22 protein-coding genes are annotated in these 24,990 nt (G+C 63.4%); 12 read left to right on the forward strand and 10 right to left on the reverse strand.

All coding sequences use genetic code 11. From position 1 onward, the window contains the following. The first annotated feature begins 7 nt into the window (after positions 1-7). Positions 8-1,666 (forward strand): BCCT family transporter, encoded by a 1,659-nt coding sequence (locus tag JHX87_RS02820; protein ID WP_271886324.1) that lies wholly within the window; start codon positions 8-10, stop codon positions 1,664-1,666. A 136-nt stretch (positions 1,667-1,802) separates the two neighbouring features. On the opposite strand, the gene JHX87_RS02825 is transcribed toward JHX87_RS02820, so the two are convergent. Both JHX87_RS02825 and JHX87_RS02830 read right to left on the reverse strand, forming a co-directional pair. Beyond that, entirely contained in the window at positions 1,803-2,873 is a 1,071-nt protein-coding gene (locus JHX87_RS02825; protein WP_271886326.1) for a glycoside hydrolase family protein, read from the reverse strand. A 104-nt stretch (positions 2,874-2,977) separates the two neighbouring features. Beyond that, on the reverse strand, positions 2,978-4,396 hold the full coding sequence (locus tag JHX87_RS02830) for an MFS transporter (RefSeq protein WP_271886328.1): 1,419 nt from the start codon (positions 4,394-4,396) through the stop codon (positions 2,978-2,980). A 413-nt stretch (positions 4,397-4,809) separates the two neighbouring features. On the opposite strand from JHX87_RS02830, the gene JHX87_RS02835 reads away from it, so the two are divergent. From JHX87_RS02835 to JHX87_RS02855, 5 genes are all read left to right on the forward strand, one after another. Further along, on the forward strand, positions 4,810-5,859 hold the full coding sequence (locus JHX87_RS02835; RefSeq protein WP_271886330.1) for a LacI family DNA-binding transcriptional regulator: 1,050 nt from the start codon (positions 4,810-4,812) through the stop codon (positions 5,857-5,859). Between the two features lie 120 nt (positions 5,860-5,979). After that, a complete protein-coding gene (locus JHX87_RS02840; RefSeq protein ID WP_271886332.1) occupies positions 5,980-6,981 on the forward strand; it encodes a glycoside hydrolase family protein in 1,002 nt (333 codons plus the stop codon). A gap of 191 nt (positions 6,982-7,172) precedes the next feature. Beyond that, positions 7,173-7,499, forward strand: a complete 327-nt coding sequence (locus tag JHX87_RS02845) for a hypothetical protein (protein WP_271886333.1) — start codon at positions 7,173-7,175, stop codon at positions 7,497-7,499. A 71-nt stretch (positions 7,500-7,570) separates the two neighbouring features. Beyond that, a complete protein-coding gene (locus JHX87_RS02850; RefSeq protein WP_271886334.1) occupies positions 7,571-9,046 on the forward strand; it encodes a multicopper oxidase family protein in 1,476 nt (491 codons plus the stop codon). Positions 9,047-9,205: 159 nt separating this feature from the next. Continuing rightward, on the forward strand, positions 9,206-9,856 hold the full coding sequence (locus JHX87_RS02855; protein WP_271886335.1) for a L,D-transpeptidase: 651 nt from the start codon (positions 9,206-9,208) through the stop codon (positions 9,854-9,856). 25 nt (positions 9,857-9,881) lie between these two features. Here JHX87_RS02855 and JHX87_RS02860 read toward each other — a convergent pair whose 3' ends face one another. The 4 genes from JHX87_RS02860 to JHX87_RS02875 form a co-directional block, all read right to left on the reverse strand. Beyond that, positions 9,882-10,154, reverse strand: a complete 273-nt coding sequence (locus tag JHX87_RS02860; protein ID WP_271886336.1) for a hypothetical protein — start codon at positions 10,152-10,154, stop codon at positions 9,882-9,884. A 167-nt stretch (positions 10,155-10,321) separates the two neighbouring features. Beyond that, positions 10,322-10,801, reverse strand: a complete 480-nt coding sequence (locus JHX87_RS02865) for a DUF411 domain-containing protein (RefSeq protein WP_271886337.1) — start codon at positions 10,799-10,801, stop codon at positions 10,322-10,324. Between the two features lie 93 nt (positions 10,802-10,894). Then, positions 10,895-11,212: a hypothetical protein gene (locus JHX87_RS02870; protein WP_271886338.1), complete on the reverse strand. Its 318-nt coding sequence runs from the start codon at positions 11,210-11,212 to the stop codon at positions 10,895-10,897. Continuing rightward, positions 11,209-11,478: a metal-sensitive transcriptional regulator gene (locus JHX87_RS02875; RefSeq protein WP_271886339.1), complete on the reverse strand. Its 270-nt coding sequence runs from the start codon at positions 11,476-11,478 to the stop codon at positions 11,209-11,211. The genes JHX87_RS02870 and JHX87_RS02875 overlap by 4 nt, the downstream gene beginning before the upstream one ends. 264 nt (positions 11,479-11,742) lie before the next feature. Between JHX87_RS02875 and JHX87_RS02880 the strand changes: the two genes are divergently transcribed. The 6 genes from JHX87_RS02880 to JHX87_RS02905 all read left to right on the forward strand — a co-directional run bounded on the left by JHX87_RS02880 (position 11,743) and on the right by JHX87_RS02905 (position 19,007). Beyond that, entirely contained in the window at positions 11,743-12,744 is a 1,002-nt protein-coding gene (locus JHX87_RS02880; protein ID WP_271886340.1) for a TRAP transporter substrate-binding protein, read from the forward strand. Positions 12,745-12,777: 33 nt separating this feature from the next. Continuing rightward, positions 12,778-13,281, forward strand: a complete 504-nt coding sequence (locus JHX87_RS02885; protein ID WP_271886341.1) for a TRAP transporter small permease — start codon at positions 12,778-12,780, stop codon at positions 13,279-13,281. Further along, positions 13,278-14,561, forward strand: coding sequence for a TRAP transporter large permease (locus JHX87_RS02890; protein WP_271886342.1), 1,284 nt, complete (start codon positions 13,278-13,280; stop codon positions 14,559-14,561). The genes JHX87_RS02885 and JHX87_RS02890 overlap by 4 nt, the downstream gene beginning before the upstream one ends. Positions 14,562-14,679: 118 nt before the next feature. Next, positions 14,680-15,654, forward strand: a complete 975-nt coding sequence (locus JHX87_RS02895) for an amidohydrolase family protein (RefSeq protein WP_271886343.1) — start codon at positions 14,680-14,682, stop codon at positions 15,652-15,654. Positions 15,655-15,663: 9 nt separating this feature from the next. Beyond that, positions 15,664-18,477: an FAD-dependent oxidoreductase gene (locus tag JHX87_RS02900; RefSeq protein ID WP_271886344.1), complete on the forward strand. Its 2,814-nt coding sequence runs from the start codon at positions 15,664-15,666 to the stop codon at positions 18,475-18,477. Between the two features lie 5 nt (positions 18,478-18,482). Beyond that, positions 18,483-19,007: an aromatic-ring-hydroxylating dioxygenase subunit beta gene (locus JHX87_RS02905; RefSeq protein WP_271886408.1), complete on the forward strand. Its 525-nt coding sequence runs from the start codon at positions 18,483-18,485 to the stop codon at positions 19,005-19,007. Positions 19,008-19,170: 163 nt separating this feature from the next. Here the strand turns inward: JHX87_RS02905 and JHX87_RS02910 are convergent, their stop codons facing one another. The 4 genes from JHX87_RS02910 to JHX87_RS02925 all read right to left on the reverse strand — a co-directional run bounded on the left by JHX87_RS02910 (position 19,171) and on the right by JHX87_RS02925 (position 24,874). Next, entirely contained in the window at positions 19,171-20,349 is a 1,179-nt protein-coding gene (locus JHX87_RS02910) for a SulP family inorganic anion transporter (protein ID WP_336391085.1), read from the reverse strand. Between the two features lie 183 nt (positions 20,350-20,532). After that, positions 20,533-21,714, reverse strand: a complete 1,182-nt coding sequence (locus JHX87_RS02915) for a 2Fe-2S iron-sulfur cluster-binding protein (RefSeq protein ID WP_271886346.1) — start codon at positions 21,712-21,714, stop codon at positions 20,533-20,535. Beyond that, positions 21,711-22,532, reverse strand: coding sequence for an FAD binding domain-containing protein (locus JHX87_RS02920; RefSeq protein ID WP_271886347.1), 822 nt, complete (start codon positions 22,530-22,532; stop codon positions 21,711-21,713). Before JHX87_RS02920 ends, JHX87_RS02915 begins: the two co-directional genes overlap by 4 nt. Next, entirely contained in the window at positions 22,529-24,874 is a 2,346-nt protein-coding gene (locus JHX87_RS02925; RefSeq protein WP_271886348.1) for a xanthine dehydrogenase family protein molybdopterin-binding subunit, read from the reverse strand. The genes JHX87_RS02920 and JHX87_RS02925 overlap by 4 nt, the downstream gene beginning before the upstream one ends. Between the last annotated feature and the right edge of the window lie 116 nt (positions 24,875-24,990).

The raw sequence follows: 24,990 nt of genomic DNA on the forward strand, positions 1-24,990 counted from the left end.
GGAGCAAATGACGTCTATCAAACCACCTGTAACGGATCTTGATATCCCGACCGAAGAGAAAGGTTTCTACGAAGGCTTCTCGAAGGCGGTGACGCTTGGATCCAAGGCCTTGATCGGTATCCTGATCGTCTGGGCCATCGCCGTGCCAGAGAATGCCGGCGCGGTCCTGAGCGGCATCCGTTCGACCATAGATGCCAATACCGGCAGCTGGTACATGTATGCCATGGCCTTTTACCTGATCGTGTCGATCGCATTGGCCGCCTTGCCCGCAACCGGCCGCATCCGTCTGGGCGGTGCAGAAAGCAGGCCTGAATTTTCCGCATTTTCATGGATCTCGATGATGATCGGCGCGGGAACCGGCATCGGGATGCTGACATATTCCAGCGCCGAGCCCCTGTTCCATCTGGCCTCCAACCCCGAAGTGATTATGGGCGAAGCCACCGCCATGGCAGCGGATAATGTGCGCAACGCGATGAAATGGTCCTTCTTCCACTGGGGCCTGTCGGCATGGGGATGCTATGCCATGATCGGGCTGGCCCTGGCCTTCTTTGCCTATGTGCGGGGCTTGCCACTGACGATCCGCTCGGCGCTGACGCCGCTCTTCGGGCGCTCGCTTGAAGGTCCGCTGGGGCATCTGTTCGACATCCTGTCGGTGATCGCCACGGTTCTGGGCGTCGCAGTCACATTGGGCTATGGCGTGTCGCAATTTGCCGCCGGGGTCCACAATATCACCGGCATGGGCTGGCTGATGAATGACGAGGGCACGCCCACCGTAACGGCGATGCTGGTCGCGCTGCTGATCGTCATGGGCCTGTCGACAGTGTCCGCGCTGTCAGGGGTCGGCAAGGGCATCAAATGGCTGTCGAATATCAATATGGGCCTGTCCTTTTTCGTCCTGGCCTTCCTGCTGATCTTCGGTTCGACAATCTTCGCGCTGAAATCGCTGTTCTTGGGGATTTGGGATTATGTCATCGCCATGCCCGGCATGGTGACAACCATCTGGCGCCCGGACGGTGTCGAGGGCAGCGTGGCCACCCAGCTTGCCGAATGGCAGGGCGCCTGGACGATTTTCTACTGGGCCTGGTGGATCGCCTTCGCCCCCTTTGTCGGGCTGTTTCTGGCCCGCATCTCGCGCGGGCGGACGATCCGCGAATATGTGCTGGGCGCCATGATCGTCCCGACGATCATCCATTGCGTCTGGTTTTCCTTCGCCGGCGGCACGGCCATCGACCTGACCCTGAATGGCGGGGCGGGCGATCAGATCACCGGGGCCGGTATCAGCTCGCAACTGTTCGAAATCATCAATTATCTGCTGACGCCGGTGCTGGCCAAGATGATGTCCGCCCTGATCGTGGTGCTGTTGCTGACATATCTGGTCACCTCGGCGGATTCGGCGGTGCTGATCGTCAACACGATCTCGGCCGCGGGCGATGAAAGCCCCAAGGGCCGGATCCACATCCTGACATGGGGCGCGATCTTCACGCTGGTGATCGGCGGGCTTCTGGTGGCCGGCGGGCTTGATGCGATCAATACCGCGATGATTATCGGCGCGCTGCCCTTTTCGGTGGTGATGGTGTTGATGGGGGTTTCCCTGATCAAGGCGCTGATCCGCGACGGCATGCGCAGGCGGCGGGGCGAGGCCGTCAAACCAGAACTTGCGGAATAAGGGTCACCCGCATCCTGCCGCCAGATGAGGGGCAGCCATGTTGCGGCACCTCACCGACCATCGACAAAGCGGCAGGCGCCGCTTTGTCGCACAGAAGACGGCGATGGCGCGCCTGTCGGGGAACCAGCCCGACACCTTATCCAAGGTCCAGATCAAGCCGAAAGGCGGGGGCGAAGGTCAGCCCCTTGTCGGCTTCTGCCACATCGGTATAGGGCGCCATGCAAAGCAGCCTGTTCGCCTGATTCTCGTGCCGCAGCACCGTCATGCCGAACAGGAAATCCAGCCCCGTCAATTCGCTGCCCTTGTTGCCGCAGGGCTGCCATGGTCCGTCGACTGAGGCAGAGCGGTAGATGCGCATCATCTTTTCCACCTCGGAATCGGGTTGGTTCTCGTGGCGGCGGCTGCAGGTGGATCCGATAAGGATATAGTTGCCCAGTGTCGCGTCCCGGTAGATCTTGGGCAATTCGAACTGGGTGAACTGCGCGCTGTCGGGCAGGGGGATCGGCGGGAACAGCCTGTCCAGCTGAAAACCGTCACCCTCTGGTCGCAGCGTCGCGCGGCCCATCGCGCCTGTCGTGGGATCTGTCTTTGCGCTGAAGAACAGGTTTATCACGCCCTCGTGATCGATGAAGATGAACGGATCGCGCCATGCCATGATCGGTCCGCCCGCCTCACCAGAGCTGTGGCCCAAAGCCTCGCGATCGGCCAGATAATAGCCCGCCTGCGTGATCATGTCCCAATCGCGGCGCGGGCAAAGCACCGGTGTGGACGCGCGCCAGGTCACCTTGTCACCATCGGTCAGCGCCAGCATGAGGTTTTGCAGAAAGCACTGCTCGGGGCCAAGCTCGTAAAGCCCGGTATAGGCCAGAAGAATCCTGCCATCGGGCAATGGCGCGATCGAGCCGCTCCAGATCGTGCGCGCGTCGGGCGATTCCGGATCGCTGCGCGGCTCCAGCAGGCTTCCCCGATCCGCCCAGCTTGCCCCGTCATCGGTCGAGGTGAAATGGCGGATGTGAAAGGGAAAGCTGTTGCGCTCGGCCGGGGTCAGGCGCGATCCGTCGGCCTTGGTCCGGCTGACGGCCAGCGAATAAAGGTGGATGTCACCTTCTGGCGCGACAAAGGACCACGCATCCCACAGGTAAAGATCGGGATGCCGGATTCCGTCGGTAAAGTGTTCCGCGACGGGCGGGGGAATGGTTACGGGCATTGTTCGGTCTCCGCGAAAAGTCTTAAGGCGAAATGTCTGACATGCGCGCCCGTCTGAAATCCGGGCGTGAAAGGGCGACCGGGGCCGCCCTTCGCGGTTCGCCCTCAGGCCTCGCCGCGGCGCTGAAGCAGATCGGCCTCGACCTTGTCCATCGTCGGACCGTCCAGCCGGTAGAAAACCATCAGAATGGCGGCGCCAAGGAAGAAGAAGGCGGGGATGATGTTCCACATCATGCCGATGCCCGACAGCGCCTGTTCGGTCTGCTGCTGATCCTTCACGAAGCCATAGTAGCCCAGCACGAATCCGGGAACCGCGCTGCCCACGGCAGAGCCGAATTTCAGCGCGAACATGGATGCCGACACGGTCAGCCCGGCGCTGTTGTGACCCGACACCCACTCCCCGTATTCGGCGCAATCCGTATACATCGAAAAGACCAGCGTGATGATGATCCCGAAGGCGAAGATCCCCACCGCGTAAAGCAGCATGGTCGGCATGAACATGGTGGGCGGGATCATGTAGGTGGCAAAGATCGACGCGGCGAACAGCAGGTTGCTGCCGATCATCAGCTGACGCTTATCCGCCCATTTCAGCAGCGATGGCGTGACCAACGCGCCCAGAAGCTGCGCGACGAAACCGCCGGTGATGATCAGCGTCGTGGAATCCATCCACCACAAGGTCTTTTCGGTTCCCAGCGACATATTGTATTTGGTGAAGAAGGCGGTCGACGAAATCCGCGCGACCAGGCCGACCACGATCAGGATGCTGCACAGCGCAAGGATGATCCAGGACGTGTTGTTGCGCAGGACCGTCAGATCCTCCTTGATGCTGGTGTCATGCTTTTTGGGGCGCACCCGCTCGGTCGTGGTGAAGAAGGTGAACAGGAACAGGATGACGGTCAGCGTTGCGAATACCAGCACCGCGCCGCGGAAGCCCAGCAGCTCGTCCCCGCCGCCGATCCAGTCAACCAGCGGCTTGGCCGTCGCGCCAATGATGATCGTGCCCATCGAGGCCATGACAAAGCGGTATTGCGTGGCCTTGGTCCGCTCGGCCGAGACCGGAGAGATCACCGCCAGAAGGGCAGAATAGGGCACGTTGATCAGGGTATAGCCCAGCATGATCAGCGAATAAGAGACATAGGCAAAGATCAGCTTGCCCGCCGAGGGAAAGTCGGGACCAAGAAACAGCAGATAACCCAGGGCGGCATAGGGAACCGCGCCCCACAGAAGATATGGCCGGTATTTGCCCCAACGGGTATCCGTCCGGTCCGCGATGATCCCCATGGCCGGATCGCTGATCGCATCGATCACCTTGGTGACCAGAAACATCGTCGCCACGCCGGTCGGCGACACGCCCCAGACATCCACATAATAATACAGCAGGAAGATGTTGAAGAATCCCATGTAGAACTGGGATGCCATGTCGCCGCTGCCATATCCCACCTTTTCCAGGAAGGATAACGGGGCAGTTGCGCTGCCCTTGCGTGGCACGGCGGCCGCGCTTTGATCATTAGCGGTAATACTCACGGTCAAATATCTCCTGTAAATCTGGGTTACATCGAAGGCAGTTCGTCGTGGCTTGTCAGGGTGGCTTCCGGCATCCGAGTTCCGCGCGGAGGTTGCGGCTTCCCTTTTAGTTGCGCCCCGATAAGGGGCATGGATGGTGGTTGGATCGGCAAAATCCGTCCCCGGCCAGCGCCTTTGAATGCGCTGACCCTGGCCCGGATCCGGGCCCGAAATCCTGAAATGAATGGCTCCCCCTCAACCGGCGCCGCATCGCGGTCGAGCACCGCCCCCTCCCAAAGGCGTGGTCTTTCGGCATGATCCAGAGGACGGATGCCGAACTGTTGATTTGTCGAAGGTTAATGATTTATGACATCGGTGTCAATGCTTGACTGAACCAGCGGGATTGCGTCGAGTAGGAACAGCGAGGGAAGCGATTGCCAACGATTTACGATGTAGCCCGCACGGCCGGAGTGTCGCCCAAGACCGTATCGCGCGTGATCAACCGCGATGCGCTGGTGCGCGACGAGACGCGCGAGCGGGTTGAAAAGGTGATCGACGAGTTGGGCTATACGCCCTCGCGCGCGGCACGCAGCATGCGGTCCAGCCAGTCCGGGCTGGTCGGCATCCTGACCGGCGCCATCAATGGCCGCCATTCCGAAGGCGCGGCAAGCGGTCTGCCCGCCTTTCTGATCGTGCAGAAGATCCAAAGCACCCTGGCCGAGCATGGCATCACGGCCCTGATCTCTGACATCGGGGCGCAGACCGACAAGATCCCGCGGTTCCTGCGCGATCTGGGCGAACACCGGGTCGAGGGCATATTCTATATCGCGCCGCATCATCAACGCGTCGCCCTGCCACAGGGCAGCGGCAGCCCTGTCGTGCTGGTCAATGCATTCGACGATCTTGGCACGCCCTGCATCCTGCCCGACGATGCCACCGGCCAATATGAATTGACTGCCGCCCTGATCGCGCAGGGGCACCGCCAGATCGGCTATCTGACCCTGCCCGAGGATTTCGTCGCGCAGAAATTGCGGCTGGACGGTCACAACCGCGCGCTGCGCGAGGCCGGGATCGCCCCGGATCCGGGCCTGATCATCATCGGCGATGAAGAAAGCGCCATATCGGAACGCGACCACCTGGCCGAGGCCATCGACCGGCTGCTTGCCCGGCAGGATCCGCCGAGCGTGCTGTGCTGTGCGAATGACAGGCTGGCCATTGCCGTATTCGGCATGCTGCGCGCGCGCGGCGTGTCCGTGCCGGGACAGATGTCGGTCGCGGGCTATGACGATTACCGGGTGATATCGGAAACCCTCTATCCCCAGTTGACCACGATGGAACTGCCCTATCAGAGCATGGGCGAGGCCGCCGCGCGGTTGATGCTGGGCCAGTTGCGCGGTGAAGAGCCGCTGACACCGGGCACGCGGATCGAGGTGAAGGGGCAGCTTCGCTGGCGCGCCTCGGTGATCCCCGGCCCGCACAGGTGACCATCCCCGCAATGCGCCCTTATCCGCAGCCCTGACGCAGACACCGTTGTGCCAGTCCCGGCGGCTGTCCATCGACAGCGCGCAATATCCTTCCCGCCACGCCACTCAACAGGAGCCTTCATGACAATCGCCTTGGAACATAAATGGATCTGGGACAGCTGGTATATCCGCGATGGCAAGACCTGGCATGCCTATTTCCTGCAGGCCGACAAGTCGCTGGTCGATCCCGATCTGCGCCATTTCAATGCGACGCAGGGGCATGCGACCAGCACCGATCTGGTCAACTGGACCCATCACGGCACCTCGTTCGGACCGGCCGAGGGCCCCGCATGGGACGATTACACGACCTGGACAGGCTCGGTGGTCAAGGGCGATGACGGGCTGTGGCATCTGTTCTATACCGGATCCTGCCGGGCGGAAAACGGGCTGAAACAGCGGATCGGCCATGCGACCAGCCGCGATCTGCACCATTGGGAGCGGGTGGGCGACGGTCTGGCGCTGGATATCGACCATCGCTACGAGGAATTGACGCCCGCGCATTGGCCCGATCGCGCGATGCGCGACCCCTGGGTCATGCGCGATCCGTCGGGCGAGGGCTGGTTGATGTATTTCACCGCCCGCGTCCCGAATGTGGCCGAGCCGAATGCCGGGGGTGCCATCGGCTTCGCGACCTCGCCTGACCTGAAGGTCTGGACCCTGCAGGACCCGGTATTCGCGGGCGGGCTGTTCGGCCAGATGGAGGTGCCGCAGGTGTTTTCGGCCGAGGGCCGTTGGTATTGCCTGTTCTGCACCGATGTTCAGCATTATTCGGCGGGCTACGCGGCCTCTTATCCCGGTGCGCCCGTGCGCGGGATGCATTATCTGGTGGCCGACGATCCGCGCGGCCCCTGGCAGATTGCGCCCGGCCCGTTTCTGGACGGCGACCCCGCGCTTGACCGATACGCCGCCCGCATTCTCGATACCGGCGACGGTCTGGCGCTGATGGGGTTTCTGCACAATCCCGGCGGCGGCAGCTTTGTGGGTGAGATCGCCGACCCGGCCCCGGTCGCAATTGATGCCGATGGCTGGCTGCGGCTTGACGATCCCGCGCTGGCCGTGCCCCGGACAGCGTCGTTCGCGTGATGGAACGCGCCGTCATGCGCTGACGCGGTGCAGCGCGTGACGGCCGCTTTCACCAGGTCAACATGCTGCTGCGGGCTGACCCGGTGGGGGCAGTTGATCAATCCGTGAATTGAATGAATGTGGTCGTATCATTACCATATAGGCGAATATTCGGAATCCGAGGGGTCATGATTCTCCGCTGGATAGGTTCAGTGTTGATTTTTCTGATCGCCGCAGGCGGCATGATGCAGCATGGCCAGACGGCAGAGGCGGGAAACATGCCCGATATGCATATCGTCGTCTCGATGGCCAAGGCGGTCAGTCCCGACGCGCAGGATGACCGTACCGCGCATCAGTCGCCCTCGACTGGGATGTCCGATCTTTGCGCGATCATCTGCCTTGGAACACCGACCCATTGGCTGACGGCGGCGCCATTCGCGCCCGTCGAGACGGAACGATCACTGAAGCGCCAATTCGCGGCGGTGACGCATGAGGGCCGCCTTGTCGGGCCGGGATATCGCCCTCCAAGATCCATCTGAACATCGGCTTTGCCGCACCGTCCGACGGTGCACGACCTTGTTCGCCCCACGGGGCATGATGGATAAATCAGATGACACACAGACCGACACGCCGTGGTTTTATGGCCGCATCGGCCGCCACGGCGGCGATCTTTGCGATGCCGCGCCGAAATATGGCTCAAAGCGCCGCCCTGACCCTTCGCGCGACGACCCGCACGCTGGATGTGGACGGGCGCGCCGCCACCGTCTTTGGCCTGACAGACGGCGCAGGATCCCCCGGCCTGACGCTGCAGCCGGGCCAGCCCTTCCGCCTTGATCTGAAGAACGATCTGGCCGAACCCACGATCATTCACTGGCACGGGCAGATCCCGCCCAATGTGCAGGATGGCGTGCCCGACCTGCCAATGCCGCCGCTGCAACCCGGCGAGACGCGATCCTATGACTATCAGCCCGCAGCGGGAACGCATTGGATGCACAGCCACATTCCGTTGCAGGAAATGCGCCAGCTGGCCGCGCCGCTGATCGTCCTTCGGCCCGAGGATCTGCGGGCGGACCGGCAGGAGGTGGTGATGTTCCTGCATGATTTCTCATTCCGCTCACCCGAGGAGGTTCTGGCAGAGATCGGGTCGGGCAAGGGGCATGGCGACGCCGATGGCATGGTCGATGGCGCGATGAGCGCGCAGGGCGGCGGGCATGATATGGCCGCGATGGGCGCGCCGACCGGGGACGGCATGTCGATGGCGGGCATGCAGATGGATCTGAACGATTTCGATTTCGACGCCTATCTGACGAATGATCGCACCCTGAACGACCCGGATATCCAGCGGGTTGAAAAGGGCGGTCGCATCCTGCTGCGCGTCATCAATGCCGCCGCCGCGACCGTCTTCTGGATCGACAGCGGAGAGCTGGCCGGTCGGCTTGTCGCCGTGGATGGCCAGCCGATCCGGCCTGTGCCGGGGACACGCTTTGGCCTTGCCATGGGCCAGCGTCTGGACATCGCGCTTGATCTGCCGGACGGGCAGGGCGCCTGGCCGATCCTTGCGCTGAGAGAGGGAGCCCGCGAACGCACCGGCCTGATCCTGGCGACCGCCGGGGCAGAGGTGCCGAAGATATCGGATATGGCGGATCAACCGGCCCCGGCCTTCGATCTCGATCTGACGCAGGAAGCTGCCCTGCAGGCCGTGACGCCCCTGCCGGATCGCGCCGCCGACACCACGCCCATGCTGATGCTGGGCGGACAGATGCAGCCCTATCGCTGGACCATCAACGATCGCGTTTTCGCGGACCGGGTGCCGGTCGCCGCAGTCTCGGGCCAGCGGGTGGAGATGACGTTCCATAACATGTCGATGATGGGACACCCGATGCACCTGAATGGTCACCATTTTCAGGTCGTCGCGATCAATGGCACTCGCCTTGCCGGTGCGCTGCGCGACACGGTCTATGTGCCGCCCATGGCCCGCGTGACCGTGGCGCTGGATGCGGGCGAGGCGGCAGAATGGATGCTGCATTGCCATCACATGCCGCATATGGCCAGCGGCATGATGACCACCCTCGCGGTCGCGGCCTAGATGACCGCCATGCAGGAAACCCCGTCATGCGGCCCGGAAAATCCACCTGCGGGATGCCTGTTTGGGACGATGCCCAAGCGCCGCGCACAAATGACATGCCGAACACTCAAGGGTCGCAACCCTTGGATTATCTGATCAAAACACGTAAGGAGTAGCACCATGCTAACACGTAGACATTTTATCCGAACGACGACCGCGCTGTTCTCGGCGGCCGCCGCGACCCCGGTCTTTGCCTCATCATGGCCCGATGCCGCCCAGAAGGCGGCCTGGGATGCCGAGGTGACGCCGTCCTATCCCAACCCCTGGGGGCTGCATCCGCGCTTTCTGCCGCAGCGGGTTCTGGCCAATGACGGGCTGGTGCCGGGCGACGTCCATGTCGATGCGGTGGCCCGATATCTCTATCACATCGAGGAAGGCGGCACCGCGATGCGCTATGGCGTCGCGATTGGCCGGGATGATCTGTACGAGCCGGGCACCTACAAGATCAAGCGCAAGGTCGAATGGCCGCACTGGACGCCGACGCAGAACATGATCGACCGCGAGCCAGAGATTTACGCGCAATATGCCAACGGCATGGAGCCGGGACCGAAAAACGCCCTGGGTTCGCGGGCGCTGTATCTTTATGTCGGCGACCGTGACACCTATCTGCGCATCCACGGCACGCCATTCCCGACATCCATCGGCAGCCGCGCCAGCTCTGGCTGTGTGCGCATGGTCATGGCGCATATCAACCAGCTTTATCCGCTGGTGAAGCTGGGCTCGACCGCCTATCTGTATTCGCCGGAAGGCAGCGTCACTGCGATGAGCTGATCGCAGCCCTCCGACGGCGGCCCGATCAGCTTGGTCGGGCGTTGCAGATCTGGTTGCCGTTCGCCGCGCGCAGCGGCACCAGCGTCGTCTCGACCGGGCCTGCGTGATAGTACCAGTAGCAATCGTCCGAGGGATCCAGCCGCGCCGTTGTCAGGTCCTGATTGGGACCGGCAATGGCGACGACCTCATTCGGGATCGGATAGGGCGATTCCGCATCGGCGGCCTTTTGCGTGGTGGGTGCGGTACAGCCTGCGGCGATCAGCAGCGTCAGGGCGATGGCGGCGGTTCTTTTCTGCATGAAGTTCAATCCTCTGATTGGTTCTTGGGTTGGGCGGGCAGCATTCGATCGGCGCTGGCCGCTGTGAAGTGGTGCAGGATTGCGCGGCCCCGACCGGGCCATTGGTGATGCGATTAGGGCCAGACCCGGCCCCGCAAAGCAAGCAGGCGATCCGACCCGCATCTGCGTCAGCTTTCAAAAGCGAAGGGGTGCGCCGCCCCGGCCGTCCCGCCCCAGGCGGTGACGCGGGCTGTCGCATCGACCCCGCCACCCATTCCGGGGGATCCGTCGGGCATGCCCGGAACCGCGATTCCGGTGATGTCGGGCCGCTGGTCCAGCAGGTGACGGATCGCGGCAAAGGGCACATGCCCTTCGATCACATAGCCGCCGATCCTTGCCGTGTGGCAGGACCAAAGCGCCTCTGGTACATTCGCGGCGCGTTTCATACCGCCGTAGTCGCTGGTTTCGCTCACCTCGATATCAAAGCCTGCCTCAACCGCAAGCTCGGCCCAGGTGACGCAGCAGCCGCAATTCGGATCCTTGACGATGCGAAGAAGATTTGGTGCGGCCGCCTGACCGCTGGCCGCCAGCGAGGCCCCGGATGTCGTGGCCAGAATTGTGGCAAGGCCCAACATGGTCTGACGACGCGAAAGCTGTCGAATACTCATATCTGCTTTCCTGTTCAAAACATCGCGCCACTGTCGGTGTGCCACCGGAAAGGCGCGGGTGAAATCTTTCGGCCCAAGGGGCGACTGGCGGAATCAGGCTCCGGCAGATCGGGGAGGAGGCAGCGGCAAACGCTGGAAGGCCGTTCGGACCGGTCGCGACGGTCGCTCATAGCGGATCACGCGCGGTAGCGCGATCACCTGGGGCTTTGCGTTGGCAAGATCCAAGGCGGCACAGGCATTGCAGTCACCGTGAAAACTGCCCTGCGGCCCGGTGCAGCAGGCATGTTGCTCGTTCAGATCTGCCATCATGCTTACCTGCGCCTCTGCCGCCGATGCTGTGCCGGCCGAAGCCATGGGCATCGCAACAGCCAGCAGCAGCGCCAGCGCGAATGACAGCAGCGCAGGCATCATTCACGCACCTTTTCCAGCAGCCCGACCACCTCGCGGAACATGATCCGCTGACGGTCCTGATCGCCGGACTGGATAGCGTCTTCCATGCAGTTTCTGGCGTGGTTTTCGATCAGCAGACGTTCGACCGCCCGCAGGGCAGAGCGGATGGCGGCGGTCTGGTTCAGGACATCGATGCAATCGCGCCCGTCCTCGACCATGCGCGACACGCCCTGGACCTGCCCGTTCAATCGCGACAGGCGCTTCAGGATCGCATCCCTGTTCTGCATGCCGCGCGCCAATGCCTGCCCCTTCGCCGGATATCCAAGATTTTTGCTATACCCAGACGGGGTATATGGCAACCGGATTGTGGATGCGCTGTCTTTGGGGATGAAGGCGGCTGAGCCGGGATCGCCAAGGGTCCGCGCAGCCGGTCGCAATGCTTCGCTTTGCCACCCTTCACCGTAGCCCGGTAATTTCGTTTGACTATGTACAGTATACTGACTAGATATGCAGTATACGCACAAATATGGAAGGGGAGCCATATGTCGTTCATGTCGAAATTTGCATGGGGAAGCGTTGCCGTTCTTCTGGGGGCCGGTGGCGCATTGGCGCAAGAGGTGTCGCTGCGGATCGGTCATGTGGAATCGCCACATTCGACCACGCAGGTCCTGCTGGAGCGGCTGTCAGAGAAGGTCGGCGAAAAGACCGGCGGCGCAGTCAGCTTTCAGATCTATCCGCAAAGCCAGCTTGGCGGACAGCGCGAAATGACCGAGGCCGTGCAGTTCGGCGCGCTGGATGCGACGGCGGGGCCTGTCGCCTTCATGGGCGGGTTCAATCCGCTGGCCTCGATCATGGATATCCCGTTTCTTTATCCCGGCGATCCGCAGCAGGCGCAGGCCGTGCGCGACAGCGGATTTGCCGATGCCTTCTGCGACAGCTTCAATCTGCGCGGCGTGACCTGCATCGGACTGTACCCGAACGGCACCAAGCAGTTCACCTCTGACCGGCCGATTTCGACCCTTGAAGAGTTCTCTGGCCAGAAGTTCCGGGTGATGGAGTCCGCGGTGCTGGTCGAATCCTTCAAGCCCGTCGGCGTGACGGCGGTGCCCATTCCGTTCAGCGAGCTTTACACCGCATTGCAGACCGGGATCGTCGACGGCGAGGAAAACCCGCTGGACACGATCTTCAACATGAAATTCTTCGAGGTTCAGGACTATCTGACGCTGTCGGGGCATGGCGCCATCGAGAATGTCATCCTGTTCAACCCGGCCGTCTGGGACAGGCTGAGCGACGATCAGCGTCTGGCGATCACAAGTTCCTTCGACGAGGTGATCCCCGAGATGATCGCCCATAAGACCGCCGCCGCCGAAACCTCGCTGGCCGCGATCCGCGAGGCCGGATTGACCGTCACCGAACTGACCGATGATCAGCGCGCGCGCTTTCGCGATGCCATGTTCCCGGCGGCCCGCGACGCCTTTCTGAAGCAGGCAGGATCCGAGGGTCAGGCTTTGTTCGACGCTTATCAGGCGGCCTATGACACGGTCATGAACTAGACCTCCGGACACCAGACAAGCACCTGATATCAGATGAAACAGTTACTCTCGATCATTCGGATGTTCGAGCGGACCAGCCTTGTCGTGCTGCTGTTCGCGATGACCGGGCTTTTCGCCTTCAATGTGCTGATCCGCCTGTGGGGCGGGTCGGCCGCCACCAGCTTCGGCTGGATCGACAAGGTCGTGCGCACCATGAACATCTTTCTGGTGTTCCTTGCCGCAGGGCTTGCGCTGGAACTGGGCAAGCAGGTGGCGGTCGACAGCTGGCGCCAGCGCATCGCCGCCCGCACCGGCCTGCCGCTGACCCGGATCATAGATGCGACGGGTCTGGCCTTCTCGCTCTATATGGCCTGGCAATCCTGGAATATGGCGCAGTTTGTCTTTGCCTCGGGGCAGGTCAGCGCGACCATGGGGATTGCCATCGGCTGGATCTATGTCGCGCCCTGCATCGGCTTTCTGCTGCTGGCCCTGCGCTATGGCTGCAGCCTTTTCGGCCTCATCGACCGCTTCAACACAGCATCGGAGGCAGGCCAATGATCCTGGGTATCGGTATCGGGTTTCTGGCGCTGATCCTGCTGATCTGCGGTTTTGAAATGCTGATGGTGCTGGGGATCCCGACCCTGGCGGTAAAGGCGGGGCTGTTTGCGAACCTGCCCCAGATCATCGTGCCGCAGCGCATGACCAGCGGCATCAACCAGTCGCTGCTTCTGGCGATCCCGTTCTTTCTGTTTGCGGCCGAACTGATGGGGCAGGGGCAGATCGCCAAACGGCTGACCGGGCTGGTCCGGGCATTGGTCGGCCATGCGCGCGGCGGCATCGGCTATACGACCATCGGCGGCGCCATGGGCTTTGGCTCGGTCTCGGGCTCGGCCCCGGCGACGGTCGCGGCCATGGGCAAGATCCTGTATCCGGAATTGCGGCGGGTGAAATTCACCGACCGATTTTCGCTTGGGCTGATCGTCTCCAGCGCCGAAACCGCGCTGCTGATCCCGCCCTCGATCACCTTGATCGTCTATGGCTGGATCACCGGCACCTCGATCGCGGCGCTGTTTGCGGCGGGCCTGTCGGTCGGCGCGGTTCTGGGCCTTGCCTTCGCGGTGCTGACCGCCATCGAGGCGCGGCGGACCGGCGTTCAGGGCGATCCGCGCGCCAGCCTGTCCCAGATCTGGCAGGCCTTTCGCGATGCCGGCTGGGCCTTGGGCATGCCGGTGCTGATCCTGGGCGGCATCTATAGCGGCCTGTTTACCCCGACCGAGGCGGCGGTGATGAGCGTCGTCTATGCCATCCTTGTCGAGGGTTTCATCTATCGCAGCCTCGATCTCCGCGCCTTCGTCGCGATTGCCGAAAGATCGGCGATCCAGAACGCGGTGATCTTCCTGCTGCTGGCCCTGGGCACGGCGCTGTCCTATTTCATCGCCATGGCGCAGATCCCGAACGCGCTGATCAATGCGCTGGCCTATTTTCAGGTCGGGCCGGTCGTCTTTCTGATGGTGGTGAACATCACCTTCATCATTGCAGGCATGTTCATCGACCCGAACTCGATCCAGCTGATCCTGGTGCCCGCGCTGTTCCCGGTGGCGGTCAGCCTGGGCGTCGATCCGGTGCATTTCGGCATGATCGTTGCCGTGAACATCGCCCTTGGCATGGTGTCGCCGCCCTTTGGTCTGGACCTCTTCGTGGCCTCATCGACGCTGCAAAAGCCGGTGACCGAGATCATCGCCGGGGTCTGGCCCTTCATCATCGTGAACCTGATCGTGCTGCTGCTGGTCACCTATGTGCCGGGAATCGCGACGCTGGTTCCTGATCTGCTGTTCTGAAAGGATTTTTCGTTTCGGTCACTGATGTGACCCTATGTCTGACACCGCGGTATTGCTGTCATAATAAATACAGTATACTGCATTAATAAGCGGCCCACGAGTCGCATAAGGAGGATACATGACGCCGAAAATCACCTTCGAGGAGCATTTCCTTGCGCCCGGCTTTGAACGGCATTCCGAGGCGTTCCTGAAGCTGATCCCGACGGATCAGGCCCAGACATTGCGTCGGCGGCTGGTCGATTTCGACGGCGAACGGATCGAGGCGATGGACCGTGACGGCATCACCCATTCGGTGCTGTCGCTGACCGGTCCCGGTGCGCAGGGCGAGCCGGTCGAAACCGCTGTCCATATGGCGCAGCGGGCGAATGATTTCCTGGCCGACAAGATCGCGCCGCGCCGTGACCGGCTGTCGGGCCTGGCCGCCCTGCCGATGCATGACCCGGATGCGGCGGCTGCCGAATTGCGGCGCGCGGTGGACGATCTGGGTTTTCGCGGCTGTCTGGTGAACGGGCATAGCCAGGGCAGCTATTACGACGATCCGAAATACGATGTCTTCTGGGCCGAGTTGGAACGGCTGCAGGTTCCCTTCTACCTTCATCCCGGCAATGCCTTTGCCACGCCCCATGTGCTTGAGGGCCAGCCGGTGTTGCATGGCGCGGTCTGGGGATGGGGCGTCGAAACCGGCAGCCACGCCCTGCGGCTGCTGTTTGGCGGTGTGTTCGACCGCTATCCCGGTGTCAGGCTGGTTCTGGGCCATATGGGCGAGGCGCTGCCCTTCCTGCGCTGGCGCTTTGATTCCCGGTTCAATGCCTATCCCACCGGCATCGATCTGCAACGCGCGCCATCCGACTATTTCACCCGGAATATCCTGATCACCACATCCGGGGTGAACTCGCATGCGGCGCTGATGGGCGCCCTGGGCGAGATGGGACCGGATGGCGTGATGTTCTCGATCGATTATCCCTACGAGGACAGCGCCGAAGCGACCGCATTCATCGAAACCGCGCCCTTGGACGCGGCCACGAAACGCAAGGTCTGCCACGACACGGCCGCCCGACTTCTGGGTCTGCCGCTGCTGGCAGACGGTAGCTGAGGAGTTCCCATGACCTGGCATCCATCCATTCCCGCCGCCGAGGTTCACGCCAAAGGCTCGGTCGGCGTCGAAGTTGACGGGCTGCGGCTGGCGCTGTTCTCGCTGGAGGGCGAGATCCACGCCACCGGCAATATCTGCACCCATGCTTTCGCGCTTCTGACCGAGGGCCATGTCGAGAATGGCTGCGTCGAATGTCCGCTGCATCAGGGCCTGTTCGACATCCGCAGCGGCAAGGCGCTGTCGGCGCCCGTGACCCGAGACATTGCCACCTATGACGCGAAGGTCGAGGACGGCATCGTCTGGATCGATACCGAGGCGCGCGTGCCCGAGGTCTCGGACTGCCCGCAGAAGATCGCCAGCGGCAGTCCCGATTTCCGTCGGCTGGTCATCGTCGGCGCCGGGCAGGCCGGGGCCGAGACCGCAAGGGCGGCGCGGGCACATGGCTTTGGCGGCAAGATCACCATGTTGGGCGAAGAGGCGCATCCGCCCTACGAGCGCCCGCCCTTGTCCAAGGATCTTCTGCTGGGACAAAAGACGCTGGCCGAGGCGCATGTCCTGACCGGGGACGAACTGGCGCAAATGCAGGTCGATCTGCGGCTGCAAGCCTGCGTCACCGCCATTGACCGTCAGGCCCGGACGGTGACACTGGCCGATGGCGAGGCCGTTCCCTATGACATGCTGGTGCTGGCCACCGGCGCTGCGGCGCGCAGGATCGCGCTGCCCGGCGATGACCGGGTGACGCTGCATTACCTGCGCGACGTGGCCGATTCCCGCGCGCTTGGGGCGGCGCTGGCGCAGGCCGACCGCGTGGCGGTGATCGGCGGCGGTTTCATCGGTCTGGAACTGGCCTCTGCCGCGCGCAAGCTGGGCAAGGCGGCCACGGTGATCGAGGCGCAGGACCGGCTGCTGAAGCGGCTTTTGCCCGACGAGGCCGGCAATTTCCTGGCCTGGGTTGCGCAGCAGAACGATGTGGCGCTGGAGATCGGCAGCGGCGTCCGGTCCGTCGCGCCCGAGGGCGTCACCCTGACCGATGGCCGGGTGATCAAGGCCGATTGCATTATCGTGGGCGTCGGCGCGGTGCCGAATGACGGGCTGGCCAAAGCCGCCGGGATCGAGACGGCGGCGGCGGGCGGTATCGTGGTCAATGCGCGCAACCAAAGCTCGGATTTCTCGGTCTATGCGGTGGGCGATGTCGCGGTGACGCGCGATGAGATCTCGGGCCAGGAAACGCGCGTCGAAAGCTGGCAGAACGCCCGTCTCTCGGCCGACCGCGTGGCGCGCGCCATCGCCGGTCAAGAGCCGGTGGAACAGGAACAGCCCTGGTTCTGGTCCGACCTCTTTGGCGGCACGATGCAGATCGTCGGCCAGCCCGGTCCCGATCTGCGCACCGTGCGGCGCGACGGTGCGGCCCCGGTCTTCTTCTGCCTTGACCAGACCGACCGCGTCACCGCCTGCATTGATTTCGGCGATGCCGCCACGCTTCGCGCCGCGCGCGGGCTGATTGCTGCGGGCATGCCGGTCGATCCGGCCGCGCTTGCCGATCCCTCAACCGACCTTTCCAAGCTAGAGGACGAAGATATGAAGATGTTGCCTGTCGAAAAGCGTTTCGTCTGGCCGGCATCCGGTCTGGACCGGGTTCCGGACTGGGTCTACACCAGCCAGGAAATCCACGAACGCGAGATCGAGAAGATATTCCACGGCAAGACGTGGAACTATGTCGGCCTTGAGGCCGAGGTCGAGAATGCCGGCGATTTCGTCCGCTCTTTCGTCGGGCCGACGCCGGTGGTGATGGTCCGCGACCACGAGGGCGGGATCAATGTCTTTGAAAACCGCTGCGCCCATCGCGCCGCAGAATTCTGCCGCGAATTGCGGGGCAATGCCGAGGAATTCGTCTGCCCCTATCACCAGTGGAGCTATGACCTGAAAGGCAATCTTGCCGGTGTGCCCTTCCGCCGTGGCGTCGATGGCAAAGGGGGCATGGGCCCCGACTTCCGCCCCGAAAACCACGGCATCAAGAGGCTGAACGTCGCCCGCCGCAATGGCGCGGTCTTTGCCTCTTTCAGCCAGGATATGATGTCGCTGGAGGATTATCTGGGCGAGGAGATGCTGAAGGATTTCGACACGGTGTTTTCCGGTCGCAACCTGAAGGTTCTGGGCCATTACCGCCACACCCTGATGGGCAATTGGAAGCTGTATCCCGAAAACCTCAAGGATCCCTATCACGCCACCCTGCTGCACACTTTTCTGGTGACCTTCGGCCTTCTGGTGGCGGGCAACAAATCGGCCATGATCGTCGATCCCAAGGGCTGCCATTCCACCATGGCCTCGGCCAAGAGCGAGAACACCGTGTCCGAGGAAAACAAGGCAGAGATGCGGGCCTATCGCGACGGCATGGTGCTTGAGGATCCACGGCTGATGGATTTCATTCCCGAATTCGACAGCCCCTGGTCGGTGACGATGCAGGTGGTCTGGCCGGGCCTGATCGTTCAGCGAGAGATGAACACGCTGGGCGTGCGCCAGATCGTGCCCAATGGGCCGAACGAATTCACCATGATCTGGACCATGTTCGGCTATGCCGATGATGACGAGGACATGACGCGCCACCGCCTGCGTCAGGGCAATCTGATGGGGCCTGCGGGCTTTCTTGGCCTGGAAGATAACGAGGCGATCAAATTCGTGCAGGATGGCATGCTGAATTCCACCGGCGGCTCGCATCTGGTGGCGTTGGATCCAAAGGTGCCTGCGGGAACTTCGGACACGCTGATTTCGGAAGCGGCCATCCGGGCCATGTACAAATACTGGCGCAAGGAGATGGAACTGTGACCCAGATGCGCAATCAATTCGTCCCCGCATCCGCGCTTGACACCCCCGCCGCGCGCCGCGAGGCCCGGCTGGCAATCGAAGAGTTCAACGCCGATTACTGCGCGGTGCTGGATGATGGCGATCTGATGGACTGGCCGTCCTTCTTTGCCGATGAGACCTTCTATACCATCACCAGCCGCGAGAACTGGGATGACAACAAGCCGGTGGGCCTGATCTATTGCGAGGGCCTGCCGATGGTCAAGGACCGCGCATTGGCCATCGCCAAGACCTCGATGTTCGGGCCGCGCTATCTGCGTCATTACATGACCAATACGCGCGTTCACGGGATCGAGGCCGATGGCACCATTCTGGCCGGGGCGAATTACATCCTGATCGAGACGCTGGCCGAACTGCCCGAGGGGCGACTGCATCAGGCGGGGCGGATGGTGGACCGCTTCCAGCCGCAGCCGGACGGGCGGCTTCTGCTCAGTTCCCGTATCGCCATCTATGACACCTTGCTGGTTCCCAACGCCCTGGTTCTGCCGGTCTAAACAAGGGGCAAGGGAAAGGAAGGCCCGCCATTGGCAACAGTGGCGGGTTTTTCTTGTGGCGCGCGCGGGGGGCGTTTTCCGATGCCGGCAGGATCTGCGATTGCCACGGTGCCGGGCCAGCGACGGAGCGCGGAGTTCTTGACGCCGGAATGTCGCCCGATATTCACCTGTCCGGTTTTGACCAGTCGGCGCCCGGGACATTGCGGCGCTGCAGCCGGAGCGCCAGTCCAAAGGCCACACCGACGCCGATGGCGAAGGTAAGGTCAGCCAGCACCGTCAGGATCATCGTCACGGCGATCAGGAACACATCCGACCTCCGCTCTTGAAGATGGGTGCGCCATTTGTGCGGCTCGCTCATGTTCCACGCGGTCAGGATCAGTAGCCCGGCCAGGGCGGGCATGGCGATATATCCGACAAGACGCGAGGCCAGCAGCATGACCAGAAGCAGCGCAAGCGCATGCACGATCCCCGCCACCGGTGTCTTGCCGCCCGCCCGAATATTGGTCGCCGTGCGGGCAATCGCGCCGGTTGCGGGCAGCCCGCCGAAAAGCGCGGACCCGATATTGGCCGCGCCCTGTGCCAGAAGCTCGGCATTCGGGCGGTGGTGGCCCTGGATCATCCGGTCGGCGACCATCGCCGAAAGCAGGGATTCGACACCCGCCAGAAAGGCAATGATCAGCGCGGAGGGCAGCAGTTCCGCGAACCTGTCCAGCGACAAGGCGGGCACAGCAGGCCAGGGCAATCTGTCCGGCAGATCGCCGAATTGCGCATGGATCGTCGCCACGGGCAAATGCAGGACCGACACCAGGACAGAGGTAATCGCGACGGCGACGATCAATCCCGGTGCCCTTGGCGCGGCGCGACGAAACACCACGATCATCGCCATGGTCCCGATGCCGACCAGCGCCGAGGGCAGAGAGAAGCTCGCCCGCGCGGCCCACAACGCCTCGATCTTGGCGATGAATTCGGCGGGCACGGTCGTCATCTGCAGGCCAAGCAAGTCCTTCAACTGGCTTGCCGCGATGATGACCGCGATGCCGATGGTAAAGCCGTTGATGACCGGTTCGGGCACCAGTCTGATCAGCTTGCCCGCCTGCAGATAGCCGGCGATCAGCAGGATGATCCCGGCCATGAAGGTCGCCATGACCAGCCCGTCATAGCCATGATCGGCGATCACGCCGAACACGACGACGATAAAGGCGCCGGTCGGGCCGCCGATCTGAACCCGGCTTCCGCCCAGAAGGGAAATCAGAAAACCCGCGACAATCGCTGTGACAAGACCGGTTGCCGGGTCGGCGCCCGAGGCGATGGCGATGGCAAGGCTGAGGGGCAGGGCAACCATCGCGACGCTGATACCCGCAAGCAGGTCCTGCAGGAAAAGAGCGGATGAATAGTCAGCGAGTGTCGTGAGAATCTTGGGCCGCATGTGCAAGTCTTAAAACGACAAAACACGTCTGTCATTTCAGAAAACGGCCCGCTGAAAACCTGCCTTAGCCGTCAGCGTCGCGCCCGGTCCGATCACGCGTCAGCCTTTGCGCCGAAAGAACCCCATGATCACCGCACGCAGCACCGCCCAGGCACTGACGCCCTTGCTTTCGCGGATCTCGCCGCCCGAAAGCACGGCATTACAATTCGCCACGAATTCGCCAAGGATGTAATCGACCAGCCCGTTGACCAGTTCGGGGCGGTTGAACTGTCCCAGCACGCCCTCGATCCGGAAGCGGAAAGAGACGTCAACCTGCGAGGTGGCGGGCGTTTCGCCCTCGTGGACCGTGAAGGCCAGTTGCCCTTCGACATTGGATTGGCCGCCGCGATCCTTGCCGCGTCCGGTGACCTGTCCGCTTTGCGTGGCGTCATCGGCGGTGAATTCGCCCGCCCCCTCGAACCGGGCCGAGATCGGGCCAAAGCGCACGCCCACATGGCCCGCGAATGTCTTGCCATCGGTCTCGGACAGATCCGCGCCGGGCAGGCAGCGGGCGACGCTGGGCAGATCGCGGAAATGCGTCCAGACGGCCTTGGGCGGGTGATCCAGCGTCACCTTGCGGCGCACGATGGTCCAGCCATTCTCGCTTGTGGTTTCGCCAAGGGCTGCGGGCGCGGCGCTGGCGACCTCATCGGCGCGGGCGGTGAAGGGGGCAAAACCCTGCGCCGCGATGCGCGGCAGGGCAGGGGGCGATTTCGGCGGGATGCGCAGGGCATCGCGTTCCTCGATGACCTCGCGGATCGCGCCGACGATGCCGACATAGCCCGTGCAGCGACAGAGATTGCCGGACAGCTCGTTCCGGATGCGGGCCTCGTCCGGGGTGTCCAGCCGCTCGACCAGATCGCGGGCGGTCGCCAGCATGCCCGGCGTGCAGAAGCCGCATTGCAGCGCGTGATTGCGGGTGAAGGCCGCCCGCAGCCGGTCCATCAACTCGTCCCCCTGCCAGCCTTCCAGCGTTTCGACCTCGATACCGTCGCAATCGGCGGCAAAGGTCAGGCAAGAGCGGACCGGCCTGCCATCCACCATGACCGTGCAGGCGCCGCAGACGCCCTGCTCGCAGGCCAGATGCGTGGCGGTCAGGTGCAACCGGTCGCGCAGGAGCTCGGCAAGCTGCGTGCGGGGCGGAACCAGATGGTCGCTGATCTCGCCATTGACGGTCAGGCGGATCGGCAATGGCTTGATCGCGTCGGCGTCGTTCCGGGTGATCTGGCGATGGGCGGTCATGCGGGAATTACCTTCTGGATGCAGCGATCAAGCGCCGTTGTCATAAGATGCAGCTTTACCGGATCAAGCCCCGGCAGATTGGTGCCAAGCGCGTCGCGGATTGCCTGTTCGCGCGGGCGCTGCGCGCTGGCGGCGATTTCGGCGCCAAGCTGGGTCAGGATCAGCGGTTGCGCCCCGGTCGCGCCGGCGACAAGCCGGATAAAGCGCGAGGAGGGGTGGATCACCAGCGCGCCGATGGCGTCGGCGAATTCGCCCACCTTGCGGCAGATCTTGTAATAGCCCCAATGCGCGTCGCGCATCTGAGACCGGATTTCGACGCTGGTGATGATCTCGCCGGGTGCAAGCTGCGTGCGGTATGCGCCCAGCATGAAGCCCGCGACCGCGATCCGGCGCTGCTTGCCTGCGCCATCCTGCAGCACCAGTTCCGCATCCAGTGCGGTCATGGCGCTGATCCAGTCGGCGGCCGGGTCGGCATGGGCGATGGACCCGCCCACCGTGCCCCGGTTCCTGACCGCGCGATAGGCGATGCCGCGCGCCACATGGCGCAGCATCGGCGGCAGGTCGATGGCGCAATCGTTATCTTCGATCCTGGCATGCGTGACGCCCGCGCCCAGAATGATCTTGCCCCGCTCTTCGCGGATATCGGTCATCCCCGGAATGGCCGAGAGGCCGACCACGCTGTCCGGGCGGGCCAGGCGCAGGTTCAGCATCGGGCCCAGCGACTGACCGCCGCCCATGGCCTTGCCGCCCATGGCCAGCGCCTTCAGCGCATCCTGCGTGGTGGTGGGGTGAAGATGGTCGAAAATGGCGGGCTTCATGCGGCGGCCTCTTTTCTGGCGCGGGCTTCGCCGATCGCGGCAATCACGCGATGCGGCGTTGCGGGAACGCGGTTCAGTTCCACCCCCATCGGGGCCAGCGCATTGTTGATGGCATTGACGATGGCCCCGGCCGGTGCAATGGCCGCGCCTTCGCCGACACCCTTGATGCCGTGGCGGGAATAGGGCGACAGGGTCTCGGAATGGCCCAGCCGGAAATGCGGCAATTCGGCAGGTCCCGGCAGGATGTAATCCGCCAATGTCGAGGTCAGCGGCTGGGCAGAGCCGTCATAGATGGCTTCTTCGAACAGCGCCGTGCCGATGCCCTGCGCCGCGCCGCCATAGGCCTGCCCGTCAAGGATCAGCGGATTCACCCGGCGGCCGCAATCCTCGAAGATGACGTAATCCAGAATTTCGGTGCGACCGGTGCCGGGATCGACCTCGACGATACAGGCATGGGTGGCATAGGTGAACAGCCCGGTGTCGATATCGGGCTTGTAGCCCTCGGTCACCTCAAGCCCGGTGGTCTCGACATCCTCGGCCAGCCGGTCGGGGTGCAGATACCAGGCGCCTGCGATCTCGGCCAATGAGACCGAGGCCTCGCCGTGACAGGCCGATCCGTCGCGCAGCTCGACCCGGGAAGGCTCGCATTGCAGCAGATGGGCGGCGTGGATGCGGATGCGGCGGGCCAGTTCCTCGGCCGCCTTGGACACCGCGCCACCCGCCATGACCATCCCGCGCGAGGCATAGGCGCCGGTGGAATAGGGGGTGCGTCCGGTATCGCCCATCAGCACCTTGACCTGCGAGATATCGGTTTTCAGCCATTCGCAGGCGACCTGCGCCAGCGTCGTCTCCAGCCCCTGTCCAAAGCTGTGATTGCCCGAATGCAGTTCCACCCGCCCCGACGGTGCCAGCCGGATCGTCGCCTGTTCATATCCGGGCACCAGTGCCAGCCCCCAGGATGCAAAGACCTTGGTGTTATGGGCCGATTGTTCGGTGAAACAGGCATAGCCAAGACCGATATACCGGCCCTCGGCGGCGGCGGCCTGCTGACGGGCGCGGAAGCTGTCGGCGTCGATCATCCGGCCCGCCTCGCGCGCGGCGGTCGGGTAATCGCCGGAATCGTAGAATTTGCCGGTGACATTGGTATAGGGCATGGCCGCCGCGGGCACGAGGTTCAGACAGCGCACCTCCAGTGGATCGCGGTTCACGGCGCGGGCCACGGCATCGATGATCAGCTCCATCGCGAAGCACACCCCGGGGCGGGCGACGCCGCGATAGGGGGTGAAGGCTGGCTTGTTGGTGGCCACCGAGTAGGTGCGGCAGCAATAGGCGGGCAGGTGATAGGGACCGGGCAGGTTGCCACCGGCCTGCGCCGCCTCCAGACAGGCGGTGAAGGGCCAGACCGAATAGGCGCCGATATCGACCCAGATATCCGCATCCAGCCCCAGCAGCCGCCCGTCATCATCGGCATAGGCCGTGATCTTGTAGCTGTGCTGACGGGTATTGGCGCCCGCTGTCAGATGTTCGCGCCGGTCCTCGGTCCAGCGGATCGGACGGCCGGTCTTGCGCGCCACCCAGGACACCGACAGCTCTTCGGGCTGCAGCACGCATTTATAGCCAAAGCCGCCGCCGACATCTGGGGCAATGACGCGCACATCCGCCTGATCCAGACCCAGGCATTCGGAAAGCCCGGTGCGGATCAGATGCGGCACCTGTGTCGAGGTATGGACGACCAGCGATTCCGTCTTGCCGTCCCAATGGGCCAGCACGCCTTTCCCCTCCATCGGGTTCATCGCCTGACGCGCGGTTTCGAATTCCCGCTCGATCACGACCGTCGCCCTGGCCTTGGCCTCGGTCAGATCGCCGTCATGGCGGGTTTTCAGGAACAGGTTGTCGCCCCAATCCTCATGCAGCAGCGGCGGGGTGTCGGACAGGGCGGTGGCGATGTCGGGGACCGGCGGCAGCGGGTCAAGATCGACCAGCACGGCCTCGGCCAGATCCTCGGCTTCGGCGCGGGTCGGGGCGATGCAGATGGCGATGCATTCGCCGACATAGCGCACCTTGTCGCGCGCCAGCGCCGGATAATCCGACATGCGATAGCTTGGCAGCGTGGATTCGGCCCGGATCGGGCGCAGATCGGCCATGTCCTCGGCAGTGAAAACGCGGTTTTCCGCGCCCTTGGGCTTGGTGATCCCCCGCAGCCGCGCATGGGCCAGCGGGCTGCGGACAAAGGCGGCCTCCCACCCGCCGGCCAGTTTGATATCTCCGACGAATTGTGCCTTGCCAAGCAGATGTCTTGCATCCTCCCTGCGCGGCACCCGCGCGCCGATCCCCGAGCCCATTCTACCCCTCCCCCTGTGGTTGACTTGACCGTGTGGCTGCGGCATTTTGCCTCCCCCGCTTGCGGCCGGATAATTGGGAGTATACTGTCTAATTTGATTGTTGCAAGAGCGCGGTT

This window comes from Paracoccus fistulariae, from assembly GCF_028553785.1.
GTDB lineage: Bacteria > Pseudomonadota > Alphaproteobacteria > Rhodobacterales > Rhodobacteraceae > Paracoccus > Paracoccus fistulariae.

Excerpts from the sequence above, each read along its gene's own strand:
- JHX87_RS02820 (WP_271886324.1), top strand. The coding sequence starts at position 8 with ATGACGTCTATCAAACCACCTGTAACGGATCTTGATATCCCGACCGAA.
- JHX87_RS02825 (WP_271886326.1), bottom strand. The coding sequence starts at position 2,873 with ATGCCCGTAACCATTCCCCCGCCCGTCGCGGAACACTTTACCGACGGA.
- JHX87_RS02840 (WP_271886332.1), top strand. The coding sequence starts at position 5,980 with ATGACAATCGCCTTGGAACATAAATGGATCTGGGACAGCTGGTATATC.
- JHX87_RS02850 (WP_271886334.1), top strand. The coding sequence starts at position 7,571 with ATGACACACAGACCGACACGCCGTGGTTTTATGGCCGCATCGGCCGCC.
- JHX87_RS02855 (WP_271886335.1), top strand. The coding sequence starts at position 9,206 with ATGCTAACACGTAGACATTTTATCCGAACGACGACCGCGCTGTTCTCG.
- JHX87_RS02860 (WP_271886336.1), bottom strand. The coding sequence starts at position 10,154 with ATGCAGAAAAGAACCGCCGCCATCGCCCTGACGCTGCTGATCGCCGCA.
- JHX87_RS02865 (WP_271886337.1), bottom strand. The coding sequence starts at position 10,801 with ATGAGTATTCGACAGCTTTCGCGTCGTCAGACCATGTTGGGCCTTGCC.
- JHX87_RS02870 (WP_271886338.1), bottom strand. The coding sequence starts at position 11,212 with ATGATGCCTGCGCTGCTGTCATTCGCGCTGGCGCTGCTGCTGGCTGTT.
- JHX87_RS02875 (WP_271886339.1), bottom strand. The coding sequence starts at position 11,478 with ATGCAGAACAGGGATGCGATCCTGAAGCGCCTGTCGCGATTGAACGGG.
- JHX87_RS02880 (WP_271886340.1), top strand. The coding sequence starts at position 11,743 with ATGTCGAAATTTGCATGGGGAAGCGTTGCCGTTCTTCTGGGGGCCGGT.
- JHX87_RS02885 (WP_271886341.1), top strand. The coding sequence starts at position 12,778 with ATGAAACAGTTACTCTCGATCATTCGGATGTTCGAGCGGACCAGCCTT.
- JHX87_RS02890 (WP_271886342.1), top strand. The coding sequence starts at position 13,278 with ATGATCCTGGGTATCGGTATCGGGTTTCTGGCGCTGATCCTGCTGATC.
- JHX87_RS02895 (WP_271886343.1), top strand. The coding sequence starts at position 14,680 with ATGACGCCGAAAATCACCTTCGAGGAGCATTTCCTTGCGCCCGGCTTT.
- JHX87_RS02900 (WP_271886344.1), top strand. The coding sequence starts at position 15,664 with ATGACCTGGCATCCATCCATTCCCGCCGCCGAGGTTCACGCCAAAGGC.
- JHX87_RS02905 (WP_271886408.1), top strand. The coding sequence starts at position 18,483 with ATGCGCAATCAATTCGTCCCCGCATCCGCGCTTGACACCCCCGCCGCG.
- JHX87_RS02910 (WP_336391085.1), bottom strand. The coding sequence starts at position 20,349 with ATGGTTGCCCTGCCCCTCAGCCTTGCCATCGCCATCGCCTCGGGCGCC.
- JHX87_RS02915 (WP_271886346.1), bottom strand. The coding sequence starts at position 21,714 with ATGACCGCCCATCGCCAGATCACCCGGAACGACGCCGACGCGATCAAG.
- JHX87_RS02920 (WP_271886347.1), bottom strand. The coding sequence starts at position 22,532 with ATGAAGCCCGCCATTTTCGACCATCTTCACCCCACCACCACGCAGGAT.
- JHX87_RS02925 (WP_271886348.1), bottom strand. The coding sequence starts at position 24,874 with ATGGGCTCGGGGATCGGCGCGCGGGTGCCGCGCAGGGAGGATGCAAGA.